General features: G+C 60.6%; 16 protein-coding genes and 2 pseudogenes. 8 read left to right on the top strand and 10 right to left on the bottom strand.

Annotated features, from left to right (window positions below):
- The first annotated feature begins 69 nt into the window (after positions 1 to 69).
- From L4G42_RS12595 to L4G42_RS12585, 3 genes are all read left to right on the top strand, one after another.
- Positions 70 to 999, top strand: coding sequence for a hydrogen peroxide-inducible genes activator (locus tag L4G42_RS12595; protein ID WP_065988216.1), 930 nt, complete (start codon positions 70 to 72; stop codon positions 997 to 999).
- Between the two features lie 8 nt (positions 1,000 to 1,007).
- Entirely contained in the window at positions 1,008 to 3,083 is a 2,076-nt protein-coding gene (gene recG / locus L4G42_RS12590) for an ATP-dependent DNA helicase RecG (protein ID WP_237250102.1), read from the top strand.
- 87 nt (positions 3,084 to 3,170) lie between these two features.
- Positions 3,171 to 4,565, top strand: coding sequence for an aminoacyl-tRNA deacylase and HDOD domain-containing protein (locus tag L4G42_RS12585; RefSeq protein WP_237259226.1), 1,395 nt, complete (start codon positions 3,171 to 3,173; stop codon positions 4,563 to 4,565).
- 218 nt (positions 4,566 to 4,783) lie between these two features.
- Here the strand turns inward: L4G42_RS12585 and L4G42_RS12580 are convergent.
- From L4G42_RS12580 to L4G42_RS12565, 4 genes and pseudogenes are all read right to left on the bottom strand, one after another.
- A pseudogene (locus L4G42_RS12580) lies at positions 4,784 to 5,174 on the bottom strand (helicase).
- Positions 5,175 to 5,503: 329 nt separating this feature from the next.
- Positions 5,504 to 5,773, bottom strand: a pseudogene (locus L4G42_RS12575) (HU family DNA-binding protein); the annotation flags it as partial.
- A gap of 188 nt (positions 5,774 to 5,961) precedes the next feature.
- Positions 5,962 to 7,110: an NAD(P)/FAD-dependent oxidoreductase gene (locus L4G42_RS12570; protein WP_237250105.1), complete on the bottom strand. Its 1,149-nt coding sequence runs from the start codon at positions 7,108 to 7,110 to the stop codon at positions 5,962 to 5,964.
- Between the two features lie 34 nt (positions 7,111 to 7,144).
- Positions 7,145 to 7,312: a rubredoxin gene (locus tag L4G42_RS12565; RefSeq protein ID WP_032856748.1), complete on the bottom strand. Its 168-nt coding sequence runs from the start codon at positions 7,310 to 7,312 to the stop codon at positions 7,145 to 7,147.
- A gap of 826 nt (positions 7,313 to 8,138) precedes the next feature.
- Here L4G42_RS12565 and L4G42_RS12560 point away from each other — a divergent pair.
- Complete coding sequence (locus L4G42_RS12560) at positions 8,139 to 8,717, top strand: chorismate--pyruvate lyase family protein (protein ID WP_237250106.1); 579 nt, start codon at positions 8,139 to 8,141, stop codon at positions 8,715 to 8,717.
- Positions 8,717 to 9,607 (top strand): 4-hydroxybenzoate octaprenyltransferase, encoded by an 891-nt coding sequence (ubiA, locus tag L4G42_RS12555; protein WP_237260843.1) that lies wholly within the window; start codon positions 8,717 to 8,719, stop codon positions 9,605 to 9,607. The genes L4G42_RS12560 and ubiA overlap by 1 nt, the downstream gene beginning before the upstream one ends.
- A 35-nt stretch (positions 9,608 to 9,642) precedes the next feature.
- On the opposite strand, the gene L4G42_RS12550 is transcribed toward ubiA, so the two are convergent.
- On the bottom strand, positions 9,643 to 10,023 hold the full coding sequence (locus tag L4G42_RS12550) for a COG4315 family predicted lipoprotein (RefSeq protein WP_237250108.1): 381 nt from the start codon (positions 10,021 to 10,023) through the stop codon (positions 9,643 to 9,645).
- Between the two features lie 170 nt (positions 10,024 to 10,193).
- Between L4G42_RS12550 and phoB the strand changes: the two genes are divergently transcribed.
- The 3 genes from phoB (at position 10,194) to L4G42_RS12535 (ending at position 13,674) form a co-directional block, all read left to right on the top strand.
- Positions 10,194 to 10,883: a phosphate regulon transcriptional regulator PhoB gene (phoB, locus tag L4G42_RS12545; protein WP_065988205.1), complete on the top strand. Its 690-nt coding sequence runs from the start codon at positions 10,194 to 10,196 to the stop codon at positions 10,881 to 10,883.
- Between the two features lie 90 nt (positions 10,884 to 10,973).
- The gene (gene phoR, locus L4G42_RS12540) at positions 10,974 to 12,233 is read left to right on the top strand and encodes a phosphate regulon sensor histidine kinase PhoR (protein WP_237250316.1); all 1,260 of its coding nucleotides are present in this window, start codon (positions 10,974 to 10,976) and stop codon (positions 12,231 to 12,233) included.
- 100 nt (positions 12,234 to 12,333) lie between these two features.
- Positions 12,334 to 13,674, top strand: coding sequence for a hemolysin family protein (locus L4G42_RS12535; protein WP_237250109.1), 1,341 nt, complete (start codon positions 12,334 to 12,336; stop codon positions 13,672 to 13,674).
- Between the two features lie 103 nt (positions 13,675 to 13,777).
- On the opposite strand, the gene L4G42_RS12530 is transcribed toward L4G42_RS12535, so the two are convergent.
- From L4G42_RS12530 to pstA, 5 genes are all read right to left on the bottom strand, one after another.
- On the bottom strand, positions 13,778 to 14,686 hold the full coding sequence (locus L4G42_RS12530) for a peptidoglycan DD-metalloendopeptidase family protein (RefSeq protein WP_237250110.1): 909 nt from the start codon (positions 14,684 to 14,686) through the stop codon (positions 13,778 to 13,780).
- Positions 14,687 to 14,927: 241 nt separating this feature from the next.
- Positions 14,928 to 15,833 (bottom strand): response regulator, encoded by a 906-nt coding sequence (locus tag L4G42_RS12525; RefSeq protein WP_237250111.1) that lies wholly within the window; start codon positions 15,831 to 15,833, stop codon positions 14,928 to 14,930.
- Positions 15,834 to 16,006: 173 nt separating this feature from the next.
- Positions 16,007 to 16,765 carry a phosphate signaling complex protein PhoU gene (phoU, locus tag L4G42_RS12520; RefSeq protein ID WP_133773894.1) on the bottom strand — a complete coding sequence of 253 codons (759 nt, stop codon included), beginning with the start codon at positions 16,763 to 16,765 and terminating at the stop codon, positions 16,007 to 16,009.
- Between the two features lie 51 nt (positions 16,766 to 16,816).
- Positions 16,817 to 17,650 carry a phosphate ABC transporter ATP-binding protein PstB gene (gene pstB / locus L4G42_RS12515; protein ID WP_065988194.1) on the bottom strand — a complete coding sequence of 278 codons (834 nt, stop codon included), beginning with the start codon at positions 17,648 to 17,650 and terminating at the stop codon, positions 16,817 to 16,819.
- Between the two features lie 139 nt (positions 17,651 to 17,789).
- Positions 17,790 to 19,460 (bottom strand): phosphate ABC transporter permease PstA, encoded by a 1,671-nt coding sequence (pstA, locus tag L4G42_RS12510; protein ID WP_237250112.1) that lies wholly within the window; start codon positions 19,458 to 19,460, stop codon positions 17,790 to 17,792.
- Positions 19,461 to 19,462: the final 2 nt, after the last annotated feature.

The raw sequence follows: 19,462 nt of genomic DNA, 5'->3' as shown, positions 1-19,462 counted from the left end.
GCGGGTTGATAACGTGCGTCTATCGATTGCACCCGCTATGCTGGGGCCGCAACTTCATGGACGCACGTTATGACCCTCACAGAATTGCGCTATATCGTTACCCTCGCTCAAGAGCAGCACTTCGGCCATGCCGCTGAACGCTGTCACGTCAGCCAGCCGACCTTGTCGGTGGGCGTCAAAAAGCTGGAAGATGAACTCGGTGTGCTGATTTTCGAGCGCAGCAAGAGTGCCGTACGTCTGACCCCGGTTGGCGAGGGCATCGTGGCTCAGGCGCAAAAGGTGCTTGAGCAGGCGCAGGGAATTCGTGAACTGGCCCAGACCGGCAAGAATCAACTGACCGCGCCGCTTAAAGTCGGCGCGATCTACACCGTCGGCCCATACCTGTTTCCTCACCTGATTCCTCAACTGCACCGGGTCGCCCCGCAGATGCCGTTGTACATCGAGGAAAACTTTACCCACGTGCTGCGAGACAAGCTGCGCAATGGCGAGCTCGACGCGATCATTATCGCCTTGCCGTTCAACGAGGCCGATGTCCTGACGCTGTCGCTGTACGACGAGCCGTTTTACGTGCTGATGCCGGCCGATCATCCATGGACCCAGAAAAAGACCATCGATGCCTCGGCGCTGAACGACAAGAGCCTGCTGCTCCTCGGTGAAGGTCACTGCTTCCGCGATCAGGTGCTCGAAGCCTGTCCGACGCTGGTCAAGGGCGGCGACGCTGCCAAGCACACAACCGTGGAATCCAGCTCGCTGGAAACCATTCGGCACATGGTCGCCTCGGGGCTGGGCATTTCCATCCTGCCGATGTCCGCCGTCGACAGCCATCACTACGCGCCCGGCGTGATCGAAGTCCGTCCACTGTCGCCGCCGGTGCCTTTCCGCACGGTGGCAATCGCCTGGCGTGCCAGCTTCCCGCGTCCGAAAGCCATCGAAATCCTCGCTGACTCGATTCGTCTGTGTTCCGTTGCTCGTCCTAAAGCTCAGGCTGAAGCGAGTTAAGGGACGGTATGACGGAGCTGTCTCATGTCTCGGTCACGGCGCTAAAAGGCGTCGGTGAGGCAATGGCTGAAAAGCTGGCGAAAGTCGGTCTTGAGAATATTCAGGACGTGCTGTTTCACCTGCCGTTGCGTTATCAGGACCGGACTCGCGTTGTGCCCATCGGCGAGTTGCGCCCGGGCCAGGACGCGGTGATCGAAGGTGTGGTCAGCGGCGCCGACGTGGTCATGGGCAAGCGCCGCAGTTTGCTGGTCAGGATTGGCGACGGGACCGGCGTGTTGAGCCTGCGCTTTTACCACTTCAGCAACGCGCAGAAGGACGGCCTCAAGCGCGGTACCCACGTGCGCTGTTACGGCGAAGCCCGGCCCGGCGCTTCGGGGCTTGAGATCTACCACCCGGAATACCGCGCAATCACCGGCGATGAGCCGGTCGCTGTCGAGCAGACGCTGACGCCGATCTATCCCACGACCGAAGGCCTTACTCAGCAGCGCCTGCGGCAATTGTGTCAGCAGAGCCTGTCAATGCTCGGCCCCAAGAGCCTGCCTGACTGGCTGCCGGATGAGCTGGCGCGCGACTATCAACTCGCGCCCCTGGCTGACGCCATTCACTACCTGCACAACCCGCCTGCCGATGCCGACGTCGAAGAACTCGCGCTGGGCCATCACTGGGCGCAGCACCGACTGGCGTTCGAAGAGCTGCTGACGCACCAGCTTTCCCAGCAACGCCTGCGTGAAAGCCTGCGCTCGCAACGCGCGCCTGCACTGCCACCGGCGAAACGCCTGCCGAAGAAATTCCTCGCCAACCTCGGATTCCCGCCCACAGGTGCGCAGCAGCGCGTCGGCAACGAGATCGCCTACGACCTTAGTCAGCACGAGCCGATGCTGCGGCTGATTCAGGGCGATGTGGGCGCTGGCAAAACAGTCGTCGCAGCCCTCGCGGCGTTACAGGCGCTGGAGGCGGGCTATCAGGTTGCACTGATGGCGCCCACCGAGATCCTCGCTGAGCAGCATTTCATCAATTTCACCCGCTGGCTGGAGCCTCTCGGCATCGAGACGGCGTGGCTCGCGGGCAAACTCAAAGGGAAGGCGCGGGCGGCGTCACTGGCGCAGATCGCCGGCGGCACGCCGATGGTGGTCGGCACCCACGCACTGTTTCAGGACGAGGTGCAGTTCAAAAACCTCGCGCTGGTCATCATCGACGAACAGCACCGTTTCGGCGTTCAGCAACGTCTGGCCCTGCGCAAGAAAGGCGTCGGCGGCTCGATGTGTCCGCATCAGTTGATCATGACCGCCACCCCCATCCCGCGCACGCTGGCGATGAGCGCCTACGCCGACCTCGACACGTCGATCCTCGACGAACTGCCACCCGGGCGTACGCCAGTGAACACCGTGCTGGTGGTCGACAGCAGACGTATCGAAGTCGTCGAGCGCGTACGCAATGCGTGCGCCGAAGGCCGGCAGGCGTACTGGGTGTGCACGCTGATCGAGGAGTCCGAAGAGCTGACGTGTCAGGCCGCTGAAACCACGTTCGAGGAACTGACAAGCGCGCTGGGCGAGCTCAAGGTCGGCTTGATTCACGGGCGCATGAAGCCCGCCGAAAAAGCCGCCGTCATGGCCGAATTCAAGCAGGGCAATCTGAATCTGCTGATCGCCACGACGGTGATCGAGGTCGGCGTGGACGTCCCCAATGCCAGCCTGATGATCATCGAAAACCCCGAACGCCTGGGCCTTGCGCAGCTTCATCAATTACGCGGGCGAGTTGGTCGGGGCAGCGCCGCCAGCCATTGCGTGCTGCTGTATCACCCGCCGCTTTCGCAGATCGGTCGTCAGCGGCTGGGCATCATGCGTGAAACCAACGACGGCTTTGTCATCGCTGAAAAAGACCTGGAGCTGCGCGGGCCGGGCGAGATGCTCGGCACGCGTCAGACAGGGCTGCTGCAGTTCAAAGTGGCTGACCTGATGCGCGATGCAGACTTGCTGCCGGCAGTCAGGGACGCCGCCCAGGCGCTGCTTGAGCGCTGGCCGCAACATGTCAGTCCGCTGCTGGAACGCTGGCTCCGCCATGGCCAGCAATACGGCCAAGTGTGAAGCAGTCAACGCAATAACAGGGTGTCTCACCTCTATAACAACTAAGCTGGTTATACTTCAGCGATTGTAGGAATCTGGATACAGGCCATGACAGAAGTTGCCCACATTGACGCAACCCCACACTGCCCTTCTGTCATTCGGCAGCTGCTGGGCAAAGCCGCTATCAACTTCCGTGAAGTGACTGACGACGAGTCTCTTCCGCTTGATCAGAAATTGCAGGCCATTCTGGTCGACGACTCAGTCGGCGCGCTGTTTATCCTGTTTCCACAGAACCATTTGCTCGACCTCAATCGCATCACAGAGTTGACCGGCCGCAAGTTGAAAGCGCTTCCGAAAGAGTCGCTCGAACTCATGCTGCAAAAACATAAACTGGGCACGCTGCCCGGCCTGCCTTCGCTGACCAGTTCGCCTTGCCTGTATGAAGAGCGGATTCTGTCCGGCCCGACTGTGCTGATCGATTCCGGTGAGCCGGGCCTCTTGCTGGAAATCAGCACCAAGGACTTCAGGACGCTGTTGACCAAGGCCAGCGCCGCCCGCTTTGGCGAACCGGTGACGTCCGTCACGCCCAACCTCACGCGTCCCGATGACGACCGCGAGGAGATCACCAAAGCGGTACAGAACTTCACTGCCCGGCGTATCCAGCAGCGTCTGGAATCCACGGTGGAAATCCCGCCATTGGCCGACACGGCGCAGAAGATCATCAAGCTGCGTGTCGACCCCGACGCAACCATCGACGACATTACCGGCGTGGTGGAAACCGACCCGGCATTGGCGGCACAGGTGGTGAGCTGGGCGGCCTCCCCGTATTACGGCTCCGCCGGCAAAATCCGCTCAGTGGAAGATGCCATCGTTCGCGTGCTGGGTTTTGATCTGGTGATCAATCTGGCGCTCGGTCTGGCACTGGGCAAAACCCTGGCGTTGCCCAAGGATCATCCGCAGCAGGCGACGCCGTACTGGCAGCAGTCGATCTACACGGCTGCGGTCATCGAAGGCCTGACCCGCGCCATGCCCCGTGCCGAGCGCCCGGAAAGTGGCCTGACGTACCTCGCCGGCTTGCTGCACAACTTCGGCTATCTGCTGCTGGCGCATGTGTTTCCGCCACACTTTTCGCTGATCTGCCGCCAGATCGAAGTTAATCCGCATCTGCATCACAGTTACGTCGAGCAGCACCTGCTGGGCATCACCCGTGAGCAGATCGGCTCCTGGCTGATGCGCAACTGGGACATGCCGGAGGAGCTGGTCATCGCCTTGCGTTTTCAGCACGACCCGCATTACGCAGGTGAGCATCACAAGTATGCAAACCTGGTGTGCCTGGCTGTGAGACTGCTGCGCAACGAAGGCATCGGCTCAGGCCCTCTGGAAAGCATTCCGGACGAACTGCTTGAGCGTCTGAATCTGTCCCGCGAGAAAGCACAGGACGTCGTGAACAAAGTGCTGGAGGCCGAAGTGATGTTGCGGGAGCTGGCCTCGCAGTTCAGCTGACTTCGAAGTGTCCGAGAAAGGCTGAGGAAGGCTGAGGAGCAATTGCAGGAGCCGGCTTGCTGGCGAATGCACTGTGTCAGTCAGCATGTTCATACTTGACAAACCGCGTTCGCCGGCAAGCCGGCTCCTGCAGGTTCGTGTTGGGGTCGGTATCTTTATCGGACGTTGGATCAGCAGCCAGCTCAGTGCTGAATCTGTTAAATCATAGGCTTCGTCGCTCAGCCCACGACCTTCTTCTTCCTCGGCTTCAAATACTTGGTCAGCCCCTGGAACCACATCACCAGGCCCGCGTTGCCGGTGACCAGAATGTTCTTGTCCTGAATGCCCTGCATGAAAGCGAGTTGCTTGTTCCGGGCCTGGAGGGTGGCAAAGCCGTAATCGGCATCCTTGAAAGAAATCACGAAAGCAGGCGCCGCAAAGGTGCCGGCGCGGCTCTTGACGCGCTGATCGCGCACGATGAAATGCCGGGCGATCTTGCCGTCAGCCGTCAGCCGTCTGCAACTGGAAAGCCAGATCCTTCCCCGCGAGTTGCTGCTGAAAAGCGGGATTATTGCGACTGGCGCGGCCCATCAAGAAGCCCAACATCCAGAGTAGAAAACGAAACTTCATGCATGGGCCTCATGGGATCAGCGGCGGTCAGGGTGACCAGCCGCAGTGTAGCGAGCTTGATTGACCGGCGAGCAAACAGAACCGGTCAGTCGCAAAGTGGCGGGCTAGACGAAACGCGCAGGGCCGCGCAGGTTGATTCGCCGCCCATAAAAAAATGGGCATGCCGACCGATCGGCATGCCCATCTCCCCGCTGCTCGCCCTCCGCAGAGCGCTCAGCGAATTACTTTTTCTTTGCTGCAGGTACTTTGGCCGCTGCGGCCTTGGCAGGCTTGGCATCTTTGGCGGCTGCAGCCGGCTTGGCTGGTTTCGCTGGCTTTGCCGCGTCCGGGTTAACGCTGTCTTTGAGAAACTTGCCCGGCTTGAATGCCACTGTGTTGCTGGCCTTGATCTTGACGGGCTCACCGGTCTGAGGGTTCTTACCGGTGCGGGCGCCACGATGGCGTTGCAAGAAAGTACCGAAGCCAACCAGCGTGACGCTGTCCTTTTTGTGCAGCGCGTTGGTGATTTCGTCGAGCACCGCGTTGAGGACGCGATTGGCTTGTTCTTTGGTGAGATCTGCTTTCTCGGCAATAGCCGCTGCGAGTTCTGGTTTACGCATATGAAGCCTCTTTTACGGTTTTTTGTTTTTATGTCCCGTGCAGCCCTTGCGGACAGCGAGCAGGTGCCGCAACAGCTCTACGTTGCGGCAGACCGGAATGAGAATGGCACGCCACCGGGACCCGCGCCAGTACGTGGGCCACGTTTGTTTCAACTAAAAGATGGCTTATCCGACAGAACGACTGTCAATCATGCCAGCAGCGGGGGCAAGGCCTTGTTCAGGGCGAGCTTGTCCATCACCGCAGCGCCTGTCAGCGCGTAACCCAGCAGGTTGCCGTCGCTGTCGCAGCACAGCGCCTTGATGTCGGCACCCTCACCATCCACGGTCCAGACACCTTCCGAGCCCTTGGGCGGCGGGGATACCACCAGCGGGCAAACCGGCGTTTTCACCGTAACCGGCATCGGGCCATATTTGACGGGTGTGGGTGTGCCAGCAAGAGTCTGCGCCAATGCTCGGGCGCAGTTCATCAGCGGCATGACGTAGAGCAGATTCAACCCATCGACTTCAGCGCAGTCGCCCAGCGCATAGATGTTTGCGTGGGAGGTCTGCAAATGCCGGTCGACCACCACGCCACGCCCGATTTCCAGGCCCGCCGCTGCGGCGAGATCAGTGCGGGGACGCAGGCCGATGGCCGACACCACCAGATCGCAATGCAATACCTCGCCATCGGACAGGTGCGCCTCGAGCCCGTCGTCGGCACGATCAAGCCGTGTCAGCAAGGGGCCGAGATGAAAACGCGCGCCCAGGCTTTCAAGTCCGGCCCGTACCGCTGCGGCAGCCGCAGGGTGCAACAACGTCGGCATCACCTGCTCGCACGGCGCAACCAAGTCGATTTCGTAACCGCCCAGGATCAGATCATTGGCGAACTCGCAGCCGATCAAGCCTGCGCCCAGAATCAGCACCCGCCTCTTGCCAGAGGCTGCGGCACGGAAACGCGCGTAGTCCTCCAGATCGTTGATCGGGAATATGGCGTCGGCAGCGTCACCCGCCACCGGCACCCGCACGGTTTCCGCGCCCCAGGCCAGAATCAGGTCGCGGTAGGCCACCGCTTCTTCGCCGATCCACAGACGCTTGTGACCTGGATCGATGCCGCTGACGCGGGTGTGCGTGCGCACCTCGGCCTTGAGCTGCTCGGCCATGGCGCCCGGCTCAGCCATGCTCAGGCCGTCGGCATCCTTGTTTTTGCCAAAACCGGTGGAGAGCATGGGTTTGGAGTACGAACGGCCATCATCGGCGGTGATCAGCAAGAGCGGCGTCTCGCCATCCAGCTTGCGAAATTCGCGAGCGAGGTTGTAGCCGGCCAGCCCGGTACCGATGATCACGACAGGTGCGTTCATTCATTTCTCCAGAGGGGTCGTGGAAGTCGGCGGATCAGCCGATTTCGATCATTTCAAAATCCATTTTGCCGACGCCGCAATCAGGGCACAGCCAGTCTTCCGGCACATCCTGCCAGAGCGTGCCCGGCGCGATGCCGTCATCCGGCCAACCGTCGGCTTCGTTGTAAATCAGGCCACAGACTACGCATTGCCACTTTTTCATCGCTCGATTCTCTTGGTTTCAGGCTAGACGTCCCAGACGCTCCGCTGTCTTCGCGAAGTTTATCGAATAGGTCAGGCCTTTTACTGATCACAGCGCCATGACGCAAGTTTCATCGATTCACAACGCGTGCACTTTCTAGTGGGAGCTGGCTTTAGCCGGGAAGGCGTCGGGCGTTACACCGCAAAATTGATGGCGCACACACCGGCCTCTTCCCGGCTGAAGCCGGTCCCACTAATACTCCGCATATCGCCAGTGGGACTGGCTTTAGCCGGGAAGGCGTCGGGCATCACACCGCAAAATTGATGGCACACACACCGGCCTCTTCCCGGCTGAAGCCGGTCCTACTAACACCGCATATCGCCAGTAGGACTGGCTTTAGCCGGGAAGGCGTAGGGCGTTACACCGCAAAATTGATGGCACACACACCGGCCTCTTCCCGGCTGAAGCCGGTCCTACTAACACCGCATATCGCCAGTGGGACTGGCTTCAGCCGGGAAGGCGTCGGGCGTCACACCGCAAAATTGATGGCGCACACACCGGCCTCTTCCCGGCTGAAGCCGGTCCCACTAATACTCCGCATATCGCCAGTAGGACTGGCTTTAGCCGGGAAGGCGTCGGGCATCACACCGCAAAATTGATGGCACACACACCGGCCTCTTCCCGGCTGAAGCCGGTCCTACTAACACCGCATGTCGCCAGTAGGACTGGCTTTAGCCGGGAAGGCGTCCGGTGCCTCAGCGCAAAAATGGCCAGTGCTCCGGTCGTCGGTCAAAAATCGCAATCATGCTAAGCTCGCCGCCTCGATTGCCGCCTGTGTTTGTCTCCCGTGATCCAGCAAACCCCTGCATTTCCAGCGCCCGAGTGGCTTTTGCGCGATCAGTTGATCGAAGCACCCTCGCCCGTCGTTCTTGAGTGGCTGTTCCACGAAGATTCCCTGACCCGACGCCTGACCCGGCTCTCTGACGACCGCTTTTGCGTCAAGCCGCAGTTCGAAGGCTGGCAGCGCCTGCGTGAGTATGAATGCGCCGCGCTGCACTTGCCTGAGGGCAGCGAAGGCTGGGTGCGTGAGGTCTATTTGCTTGGCCGCGATGAAAGATGGGTGTTTGCCCGCAGTGTCGCCGCCCGCAGCGCGCTGGAGCATGACGGCTTGCACATGGACGAACTCGGCACCCGGTCGCTGGGCGAGCTACTGTTCAGCGATAAAGCCTTCGCCCGCGGCACGCTGCAGGTCTGCCGCTATCCTGCACAGTGGCTGCCCGAGACTGATGCACAGCAGGGTTTGTGGGGACGCCGCTCCTGTTTCAGCCGTGGGACTCTCAGCATTCTGGTGGCAGAAGTATTTCTACCCACCGCATGGCGCGCCATCGAAGCCAACCTTCCCCTGCTCGCCCAAGAGGGCCGCTGATGTACCTGTCGTTGCTCAAATCCCTGAACCGTCTGCACCCGCGCGCCTGGGACTTCATCCAGCTCACGCGCATCGACAAGCCTATCGGCATTTACCTGTTGCTGTGGCCAACCTTGTGGGCCGTGTGGATTGCCGGCAAAGGCTCACCATCCCTGAGCACGCTGCTGATTTTCGTCATCGGTGTGTTCCTGATGCGCGCGGCGGGCTGCGTGATCAACGACTTCGCCGACCGCAAGGTGGACGGCCACGTCAAACGTACCGAGCAGCGGCCGTTGGTCAGTGGCAGGGTGACGTCGAAAGAAGCGCTGATTCTGTTCGCAGTGCTGGTGACGCTGAGCTTTGTGCTGGTGTTGTTCACCAACGCTACGACGATCTGGCTGTCTTTCGGCGGTCTTGCCCTCGCGGCGTGTTACCCCTTTATGAAGCGCTACACCTACTACCCGCAAGTGGTGCTTGGCGCCGCGTTCTCGTGGGGCATGCCAATGGCGTTCACCGCTGAGACCGGCGAGCTGCCGGCGGCCGCGTGGCTGCTGTACATCGCCAATCTGCTGTGGACGGTTGGGTACGACACGTATTACGCGATGACGGATCGCGAGGACGACTTGAAGATCGGTGTGAAATCCACCGCGGTGCTGTTCGGCGACGCGGATCGGGTGATTATCCTGACGCTGCAATGCCTGGCGTTGTTCTGCCTGATGCTGGCGGGTACGCGCTTCGAGCTGGGCCTGTATTTCTTCATCGGCCTGCTGGTAGCGGCGGGATGCTTCGCCTGGGAGTTCTGGTCGACGCGCGATAAAGACCCTCAAGCGTGCTTCAAGGCTTTTCTGCATAACCATTGGGCGGGGCTGGCGATTTTTGTCGGTATCGTGGCGGCCTACGCGCTGCGCTGACCGATTCGGGCCAGCGCAGCGGTTGAAGGCTCAGATCACGGCTTGGCGATGTGCCAGACGTCACCCTTGCCGTCGCCGGTTTTATCACCAGCGGCTTTGTCATTTTTGAAGGTGTACAGCGGCTTGCCCTTGTAAACCCACTGCGAAGCACCGTCATCGCGCTTGATGATGGTCCAGTCGCCTTCAGGCTTGTCGCTTGTTGTGGCAGTCAGCGGCGGCCAGTTGGTTGCGCATTGATCGTTGCAGACGGATTTGCCCGCTGACGTGTCTTTGTCGTAGGTGTAGAGGGTCATGCTTTTATGATCAGTGAGCATGCCGTCAGTGGTCATCGCTGGCGCGGCAGCGAATGCCATGCCGGAGGACGCCAACGCTGCTGCTGCCAAAAGGCGCATCAAAGCGGTAGAAATTTTAGCCATGGATGAATCCTCTTTTTGTTTGTCGCTGGATGGACATTTCTTGTAGGACAAGTCGCCAGCTTAGCGCTAGACCGGCGAATACGCCTAGCTCGAACTAACCTGTCACACGACTGCAATAATTCCGTTATCTAATGCGCCCCAAGACAGTTAAATGACATGAGGTTCGAGGCATGGCTGGCAGGAGTATTCTGATCGTCGACGACGAAGCGCCCATTCGCGAAATGATTGCCGTCGCACTGGAAATGGCCGGCTATGACTGCATTGAGGCTGAGAATTCGCAACAGGCCCACGCTGTTATCGTCGACCGCAAGCCGGACCTCATCCTGCTGGACTGGATGCTGCCCGGCACATCCGGCATCGAGCTGGCCCGCCGTTTGAAGCGTGACGAGCTGACCGGTGACATCCCGATCATCATGCTCACGGCCAAAGGCGAAGAGGACAACAAGATCCAGGGCCTTGAAGTCGGCGCCGATGATTACATCACCAAACCCTTCTCTCCCCGCGAGCTGGTCGCCCGGCTCAAAGCCGTGCTGCGTCGGGCTGCCCCGAACGATGGCGAATCGCCGATCGAAGTGGGCGGTCTGCTGCTGGACCCGATCAGCCACCGCGTGACCATCGACGGCACACCTGCCGAGATGGGCCCGACTGAATACCGCCTGCTGCAATTCTTCATGACCCATCAGGAACGCGCCTACACCCGCGGGCAGTTGCTCGATCAGGTCTGGGGCGGAAACGTCTACGTGGAAGAGCGCACCGTGGATGTCCACATCCGGCGTCTGCGCAAAGCCCTCGGCGAGGCTTACGAAAATCTGGTACAAACCGTCCGCGGTACTGGCTACCGTTTCTCCACCAAAAGCTGAAAAAGCTTTTGGCAGCGATTCAGACCGCTGAAGACAAGGACGCGTTAATTGAATCACAACTGGCATGGCACCCTGATCCGCCACTTGCTGATGTTGGTCACAGCCTCGCTGCTGGCCGGTTTGATCAGCGGGCATTACGGCGGGTGTCTGGCAATCGGTCTGGGGCTTTATCTGGCCTGGACCCTCAAACAGCTGCTTCGCCTGCATGACTGGCTTCGCCATCACAAACCCGACGAGCCGCCGCCCGATGGCTATGGCTTGTGGGGTGAAGTCTTCGACAGCATTTACCATCTGCAACGTCGTGACCAGCGCGTGCGTGGCCGCCTGCAAGCGGTTATCGACCGTGTCCAGGAATCCACCGCCGCATTGAAAGATGCCGTGATCATGCTCGACAGCGACGGTAACCTGGAATGGTGGAACCGCGCGGCAGAGACCTTACTGGGCCTGAAGACACCCCAGGACAGCGGTCAGCCGGTGACCAATCTTGTGCGCCACCCGCGCTTCAAGGAGTACTTCGAGCACGCCAATTACGCCGAGCCGCTGGAGATCCCTTCGCCGTTCAATGACCGCCTGCGCATTCAGATGCTGATCACCCGCTACGGCAACAACGAGCATTTGATGCTGGTGCGAGACGTGACGCGCATGCATCAGCTGGAGCAGATGCGCAAAGACTTCGTCGCCAACGTGTCCCACGAGCTGCGCACACCGCTGACGGTCATCTGCGGGTACCTGGAAACGCTGCTGGATAACGTCGAAGAAGTGAATCCGCGCTGGGTCCGTGCGTTGCAGCAAATGCATCAGCAAGGCGGACGCATGCAGACGCTGCTCAACGACCTATTACTGTTGGCCAAGCTGGAAGCCACCGATTACCCGTCCGATAACCAGCCCGTGGCCGTGTCGTCGCTGCTGCAAAGCATCACCAACGATGCTCAGGCGCTGTCGGGGAGCAAGAATCAGCAGATCACCCTGGAGCTGGAAAGTGACGTCAGCCTCAAGGGCAGCGAGGCGGAGCTGCGCAGCGCGTTCTCCAACCTGATCTTCAACGCGGTCAAATACACGCCGGCCGAGGGCAAGATCCGCATCCGCTGGTGGAGTGACGGCCGTGGCGCGCACCTGAGCGTGCAGGACTCCGGCATCGGCATCGACAGCAAACACATTCCGCGCCTGACCGAGCGCTTCTACCGCGTCGATTCCAGCCGCGCGTCAAACACCGGCGGGACAGGCCTGGGCCTGGCGATCGTCAAGCACGTGTTGCTGCGCCACCGCGCGGCACTGGAAATCAACAGCGTCCCCGGCAAGGGCAGTGTGTTTATCTGCAACTTTGCCCCGGCCCAGATGACCAAAGCCTAGGCAAGCCGGTAGATAGCCGCTAAATTGCGTCCCTTGTGCCCTCCAATTGTGAGGGCTTGTTTCATTCCACACTTCAAAACGGAACCTGCAAAACCCAATCATGGACCCTTCCCCTGGTATTAGCCTGGCTTCACTCTTCGCCGATTTCGGCATGATTCTTTTCGCAATGGTGTTGGTTCTGCTCAACGGATTTTTCGTTGCGGCCGAGTTCGCCATGGTCAAACTGCGCTCCACCCGCGTCGAGTCCATTGCCGACAACAACGGCTGGCGCGGACGCATTCTGCGCACCGTTCACAGCCAGCTGGACGCTTATCTGTCGGCTTGCCAGCTGGGTATTACGCTGGCGTCGCTGGGTCTGGGCTGGGTGGGCGAGCCGGCGTTCGCGCACTTGCTGGCGCCGTTGCTTGAGACGGTTGGCGTGGAGTCGCCTGAAGTCGTTAAGGGCGTGTCGTTCTTCAGCGCTTTTTTCATGATTTCGTACCTGCACATCGTGGTGGGTGAACTGGCGCCAAAATCCTGGGCTATTCGCAAACCCGAACTGTTGTCGCTGTGGACGGCGGTGCCGCTGTACCTCTTCTACTGGGCGATGTACCCGGCCATTTACCTGCTCAACGCCAGCGCCAACGGCATTCTGCGCATCGCAGGCCAGGGCGAGCCCGGCCCGCATCACGAGCATCATTACAGCCGTGAAGAACTCAAGCTGATCCTGCACTCAAGCCGCGGTCAGGACCCGAGCGACCAGGGCATGCGCGTGCTGGCCTCCGCTGTGGAAATGGGCGAGCTGGAAGTGGTGGACTGGGCAAATTCCCGCGAAGACATGGTCTCGCTGGAATTCAACGCCCCGCTTAAACAAATCCTCGCCATGTTCCGTCGGCACAAGTTCAGCCGGTATCCGGTGTACGACTCTGACCGCAATGAATTTGTGGGCCTGTTGCACATCAAGGACCTGCTGCTGGAGCTGGCGGCGCTGGATCACCTTCCCGAATCCTTCAACCTCGCCGAGCTCACGCGGCCGCTTGAGCGCGTGTCCAAGCACATGCCGTTGTCGCGTCTGCTGGAGCAGTTCCGTCAGGGCGGTGCGCACTTTGCGCTGGTCGAAGAGGCCGACGGCAAGATCATCGGCTACCTGACGATGGAAGACGTGCTGGAAGTGCTGGTGGGCGACATTCAGGACGAACACCGCAAGGCCGAGCGCGGCATCCTGGCTTATCAGCCGGGCAAGCTGCTGGTACGTGGTGACACGCCGCTGTTCAAGGTCGAGCGCCTGCTGGGTATCGATCTGGACCACGTTGAAGCCGAAACCCTGGCAGGCCTGATCTACGACAGCCTCAAGCGCGTGCCTGAGGAAGAGGAGGTCATGGAAGTCGAAGGCCTGCGCATCATCATCAAAAAGATGAAAGGCCCGAAGATCGTGCTGGCGAAAGTGTTGAAGCTGGATTGACCTCGCCGCTGGCAGGATCCTGGATGTGCCATCTTGCTGCCGCTGCGCGCCAGATCGCGGGCAAGCGCGCTCCTACATCAGGTAGCGCGTTGCTGACAGAGGTTTAATTCCCGCCAATCGCGAAGTTAGGCAGGCTCTGGACCGGTTGCGAGAATTCGTACGGAATCGACTCCAGCGCCAGCCCGACATTGCGTTGCACCACGAAGTGCAAATGCGGGCCGGTGCTGTTGCCGGTGTTGCCGGAGCGCCCGAGCGGCGCGCCCACTGCCACATGCTGGCCTTCCTTGACGCTCACCGATCCCTGCTGCAGATGCAGATAAACGCCCATCGTGCCGTCGTCGTGCAGGATGCGCACGAAGTTGCCCGATGGATTTGCGCCTCGGCCCGACTGGGCATTCTCGGTCTTGACCACGGTACCGCCCCGGGCAGCGATGATCTGCGTGCCTTCGGGCATCGCGATGTCGATCGCATAGCGGCTCTTGGCCCCTATGTGGCTGTAGGACCCATTGGCACCCTGACTGATGCGAAACGGCCCGCCCACCCACGGCAACGGATAGCGATAGGCAAATCCACTCGCCGAGACGCCCCGCTGCGGGTCGCCCACGATTGATCGCAGACTGGGCTTGTAGGTCATGGCCTTGCTGGCGACTTGCGGGCTGAGGGCGATGAGGCGTTCGTTGCTGCGCGCCGCAATTGTGCGGCGAATGACTTGGTCCGATACCCCCACCACGTTCTTCACCCCGGCCAGACGCAGCTCGACTTCGACAGGCGCGTAAAGGTCGTTTCGCACGTACAGGCTGTCGCTGCCGTTGGCTTTCTTGACGCTCAGGCGCACCTGGCTGTCGATGCGCTCGACCATGCGCTCGCGAAGCTTCATCACCTGCGCGCCACGTACAGGCTGGTCGGTAAACGACACAACGCCATTAGCATCGGTGAACCGATAGATCGTGACTGCCCCGGCGGTCTGCGTGGCCAGCAGTAAGGCACAGACAACCAGCACGCGCTCTAACATCGGGATAGACCTGGTGAGTGGACGATTGGCGCCCAGCCTAACAGCGATGCCGACGCAATTGGACTCATCCGAATCAATCGGTAATAGACGAAGCGTCAAGGAAATCGCGTCAGGACGGGGCGCGATCGGAATTGCAATTTCTATGCAGGGTAGGCGTGCGTTTCGTCAGACCGTTCTTCGCCTGCGCTGACATGCCCATCGTCCAGACGCTGCGCGTGCGCGCAGCGAACTGGCTTGCGAATCAGGCACCCGGCACGAAGTGCTTCTGCGCTGTGCCACGGGCAATCAGGCGCGAGAGGTAATCAAGCTTCTGGGTGTCCTTGTCGACGAAGCGGAAGGTGACCTGCAGCCACTCGCTGTCTGGCTTCTGCTCAAACGCGGCAATCGCGTGCAGATAGCCATTGAGACGCGCGACCTCGGCGTTTTCACCCTGCTCCAGATCGAGCACGGCGCTTTCGAGGATCTGCGGCAGGACGTCGCCACGACGGACCAGCAGTGACGCTTCCTTGAGCGTCAGCGCCTTGATCACGCAGGGCTGGGTCCCGCTCGGAAGACGCAACTGACCCTGACCACGCCCCGTGGGTGCGGCGGCGGGAGCAGCATTGGCCATCGGCTGGGCCAGAGGCTGAGCGGCCTGGGGTGCCGCAGAAGCTGCGGGCGCCGTGTTGACGACCTCGGGGCGATTACCCGTCAGGGCGCTGAGCGAGTCATTGGCAAACGCCGCATTGACGCGAGCCGGACCACTGGACATCAACGCGTCGAGCTTGCCGACCTTGTGCAGCGCTTTTTTGACCTTGGTCAGCAGCTGCTCGTTGGTAAACGGCTTGCCGATGAAGTCCGAGACGCCGGCCTGAATCGCCTGGATCACGTTTTCCTTGTCGCCACGGCTGGTGACCATGATGAAAGGCATGGTCTTCAGGTTGTCCTGCTGGCGGCACCAGGTCAGCAATTCCAGCCCGGACATTTCGGGCATTTCCCAATCGCAAAGCACCAGATCAAACACTTCCCGGCTGAGCAGGACTTGCGCCTTGCGGCCATTGACTGCGTCTTCCAGAGCGATTCCCGGGAAGGCGTTGCGCAGGCCTTTCTTGACCAGATCGCGGATGAACGGTGCGTCATCCACCACCAATACACTGACTTTACTCATCGACGCTCCTGATGGCGTGTTCACCGTAAATGGCGAGCATTCGCTGGCGGGTGGCCAGCTGCCAAACTGTTTGACGACACCGGGACTTTTATTCGCGGGTGACTTGAAAACTACGGGCAGACCGGAGAAACAAAAACGCCCGGCGGTCGCCAGGCGTTTTTTCTCAGGCAATCTTATTTATCGTCAGGCGTGTCCAGAACATTAATCCTTTCGGCGGTCAGGCCTTTGACTTCTTCCTGCATGCGCTTGAGGCCAAGGTGGCGAACGTCGGTACCGCGCACGAGGTAGATCACCAGTTCGGAGATGTTCCGCGCGTGATCGCCGATGCGCTCCAGCGAACGCAAGACCCAGATCACGTTCAACACTCGGGAGATCGAGCGCGGATCTTCCATCATGTAGGTGACCAGCTCACGCAATGCGGTCTTGTATTCGCGGTCGATGTTTTTGTCGTACTGCGCAACCGACAACGCCAGATCGGCATCGAAGCGGGCGAACGAGTCCAGTGCATCGCGCACCATCTTGCTGACCTGATCGCTGATGTGGCGCACTTCGACGTAACCGCGCGGCGACTCACCCTCTTCGCACAGCTGAATCGCACGCCGGGCGATCTTCGTGGACTCATCGCCGATTCGCTCAAGGTCGATGACCGACTTGGAGATGCTGATGATCAGACGCAGGTCGGAAGCGGCAGGCTGACGACGGGCCAGAATGCGCAGGCACTCTTCATCGATGTTGCGCTCCATCTGGTTGATGCGGTCGTCCACCTCGCGCACTCGCTGGGCCAGGCCCGAGTCGGCTTCGATCAACGCGGTGACGGCGTCGTTGACCTGCTTCTCGACCAGACCACCCATTTCCAGCAGGTGGCTGCGAACTTCTTCCAGTTCAGCGTTGAACTGCTGGGAGATGTGATGTGTATGGCTGTCTTTGATCATGAGTGTCCGTCCGATTAATTGCGCGGTGGTTCAAGGCTGACGAAACACGTGCTAGCCGTAACGACCGGTTATGTAGTCTTCAGTCTGCTTTTTGGTCGGATTGGTGAACAACGTATCGGTGTCCCCGTATTCGACCACCTTGCCCATGTGCAGAAACGCGGTGTAATCCGACACGCGCGCAGCCTGCTGCATGTTGTGGGTAACGATCACAATGGTGTATTTGGATTTCAGTTCGTAGATCAACTCTTCGACTTTCAGGGTCGAAATCGGGTCGAGCGCGGAGCACGGCTCATCGAGCAGCAGCACCTCGGGTTCGACGGCGATGGTGCGGGCGATCACCAGACGTTGCTGCTGACCACCGGAAAGTCCGAGCGCCGACTCATGCAGGCGGTCCTTGACCTCGTCCCACAGTGCGGCGCCACGCAACGCCCATTCGACGGCTTCATCGAGCACGCGCTTCTTGTTCACGCCTTGAATACGCAGCCCGTAGACCACGTTTTCATAAACGGTCTTGGGGAACGGGTTGGGCTTCTGGAAGACCATGCCGACCCGACGACGCAACTCGGCAACGTCTTCGCCCTTGGTGTAGATGTCGTGGCCATAGAGCTTGATCTCGCCCTGGACGCGACAGCCGTCCACCAGATCGTTCATGCGGTTAAAGGTGCGCAGCAAGGTGGACTTGCCGCACCCGGACGGCCCGATGAACGAGGTGACGCGTTGTTTCGGGATGTTCATGCGGATGTCGAACAGCGCCTGCTTCTCGCCATAGAAGAGATCCAGCCCCGGCACTTCCAGCGCAACGGCTTCGTTCGCCAGATCCAGTACTTGGCGCTTGCGACCCAGGGCCGACATGTTGATGCCGTGGGCGTGGGGTTCGTGTTGCATGGTCTCTCTCCGTTCGTAGCTGCCAGCGTTGAGCTGCACGCGTTGAGCTGCAAGCTGCAAACTGCAAGCTGCAAGCTGCAAGTTTGATGCAAATACAGTACGCGGCTTTCAGCTGGCCTTCTTGCCGCTTGTAGCTGCCTCAGTCTTCAAAGGCCTTGTATTTGTCGCGCAGGCGGTTGCGAATCGTCACCGCCGACAGGTTCAGCAGCGCAATCACCAACACCAGCAACAGCGCCGTGGCGTACACCAGCGGGCGTGCGGCCTCGACATTGGGACTTTGAAAGCCGACGTCGTAAATATGAAAACCCAAGTGCATGATCTTCTGGTCGAGGTGCAGGTACGGGTAATTGCCGTCCAGCGGCAGAGACGGCGCCATCTTGACCACACCCACCAGCATCAGCGGCGCCACTTCACCCGCCGCCCGCGCCACGGCCAGAATCAGGCCGGTCATCATGGCCGGGCTGGCCATCGGCAAAACGATCCTCCACAGCGTTTCGGCCTTGGTCGCGCCCAGAGCCAGCGAGCCCTCGCGCAACGTCAGCGGGATACGCGCCAGACCTTCTTCGGTGGCGACGATCACCACCGGCACGGCGAGCAGTGCGAGGGTCAGTGACGCCCACAGCAAGCCCGGTGTGCCGAACGTCGGCGCCGGCAGGGCTTCGGGGAAGAACAGCTGATCCAGAGAACCGCCCAGCACGTAAACGAAAAAGCCCAGCCCGAACACGCCGTAGACGATCGCGGGAACGCCCGCGAGGTTGTTCACGGCGATGCGGATCAAGCGCGTCATCACGCCCTGGCGGGCGTACTCACGCAGATACACAGCCGCGAGCACGCCAAAGGGCGTCACGATGACGGCCATGATCAGCGTCATCATCACGGTGCCGAAGATCGCCGGGAAAATCCCGCCCTCCGTGTTGGCCTCGCGTGGGTCGTCGCTGAGGAACTCCCAGAGCTTCTGGAAGTAGAACCCCAGCTTGGTCATCGTGCCCATGGCGTTGGGTTGATACGCGTGAACCACCTTGCCGATGCTGATCTCGATCTCTTTGCCGTTGGCGTCACGCGCCGTCAGGCTGTCGCGATTGTATTCGGCGTGCAACGCGCCCAGCCGCGATTCGACGTCCTTGTAGCGGGCGTCGTATTCGGCGCGTTCAGTGGCCATGTCGGCCTGGGCCGCTGCATCAAGTTCGCCGTTGAGCTCAAGCTTGCGGGCGTGCAGACGCAGCCGCTCGATGCCATGGTTGATCGCGCCGATCTCGCCCTTCTCCAGGTCGTCCAGTTGATCGGAAATGCCCTGCACACGCTCGATACGCGCCTGCAGTTGCGGCCATGCGGCTTCGCCTTCCGCGACGACTTTGCCGTCTTCCTTGACGTTGACCAGATAGCCGTAGAAGTTGCCCCACTCGCGGCGCTCCAGCGTCATCACCTCCGCTGGCTTGCTCTGATCCTTGAGCCACTCGCCAATGACCCAGTTGAAATCGCTGGGGCTGATATCCCGGTTGCCGACCTTGAACAGATCGCGGGTCATGAACTCGGGCCCCTGATCAGGGACTGGCAACCCGGCGGCCTTGAGCCTGGCGCGCGGCACTTGTTCAGACTGAACCAGCTCGCCCACCAGCACATGGTTCTCCTGCCCGGGAACGTCGTACTGCGCGGAAATGACATCGGCGGGCCAGAAGTGTCCCAGCCCGCGCACGGCGATCACCGCCAGCAGGCCGATGGTCATGATCACCGCGATGGATACCGCACCCGCGCTCAGCCAGACGCCGGGGCCGCCACTGTTGAACCATCGCTTGAGGGAGGTCTGCTTCATCG

The sequence above is a fragment of the Pseudomonas petrae genome (assembly GCF_021728295.1).
Lineage (GTDB): Bacteria > Pseudomonadota > Gammaproteobacteria > Pseudomonadales > Pseudomonadaceae > Aquipseudomonas > Aquipseudomonas petrae.
Note: the sequence above shows the minus strand (reverse complement) of the source record. Positions and strands in the feature narration are given on the sequence as shown.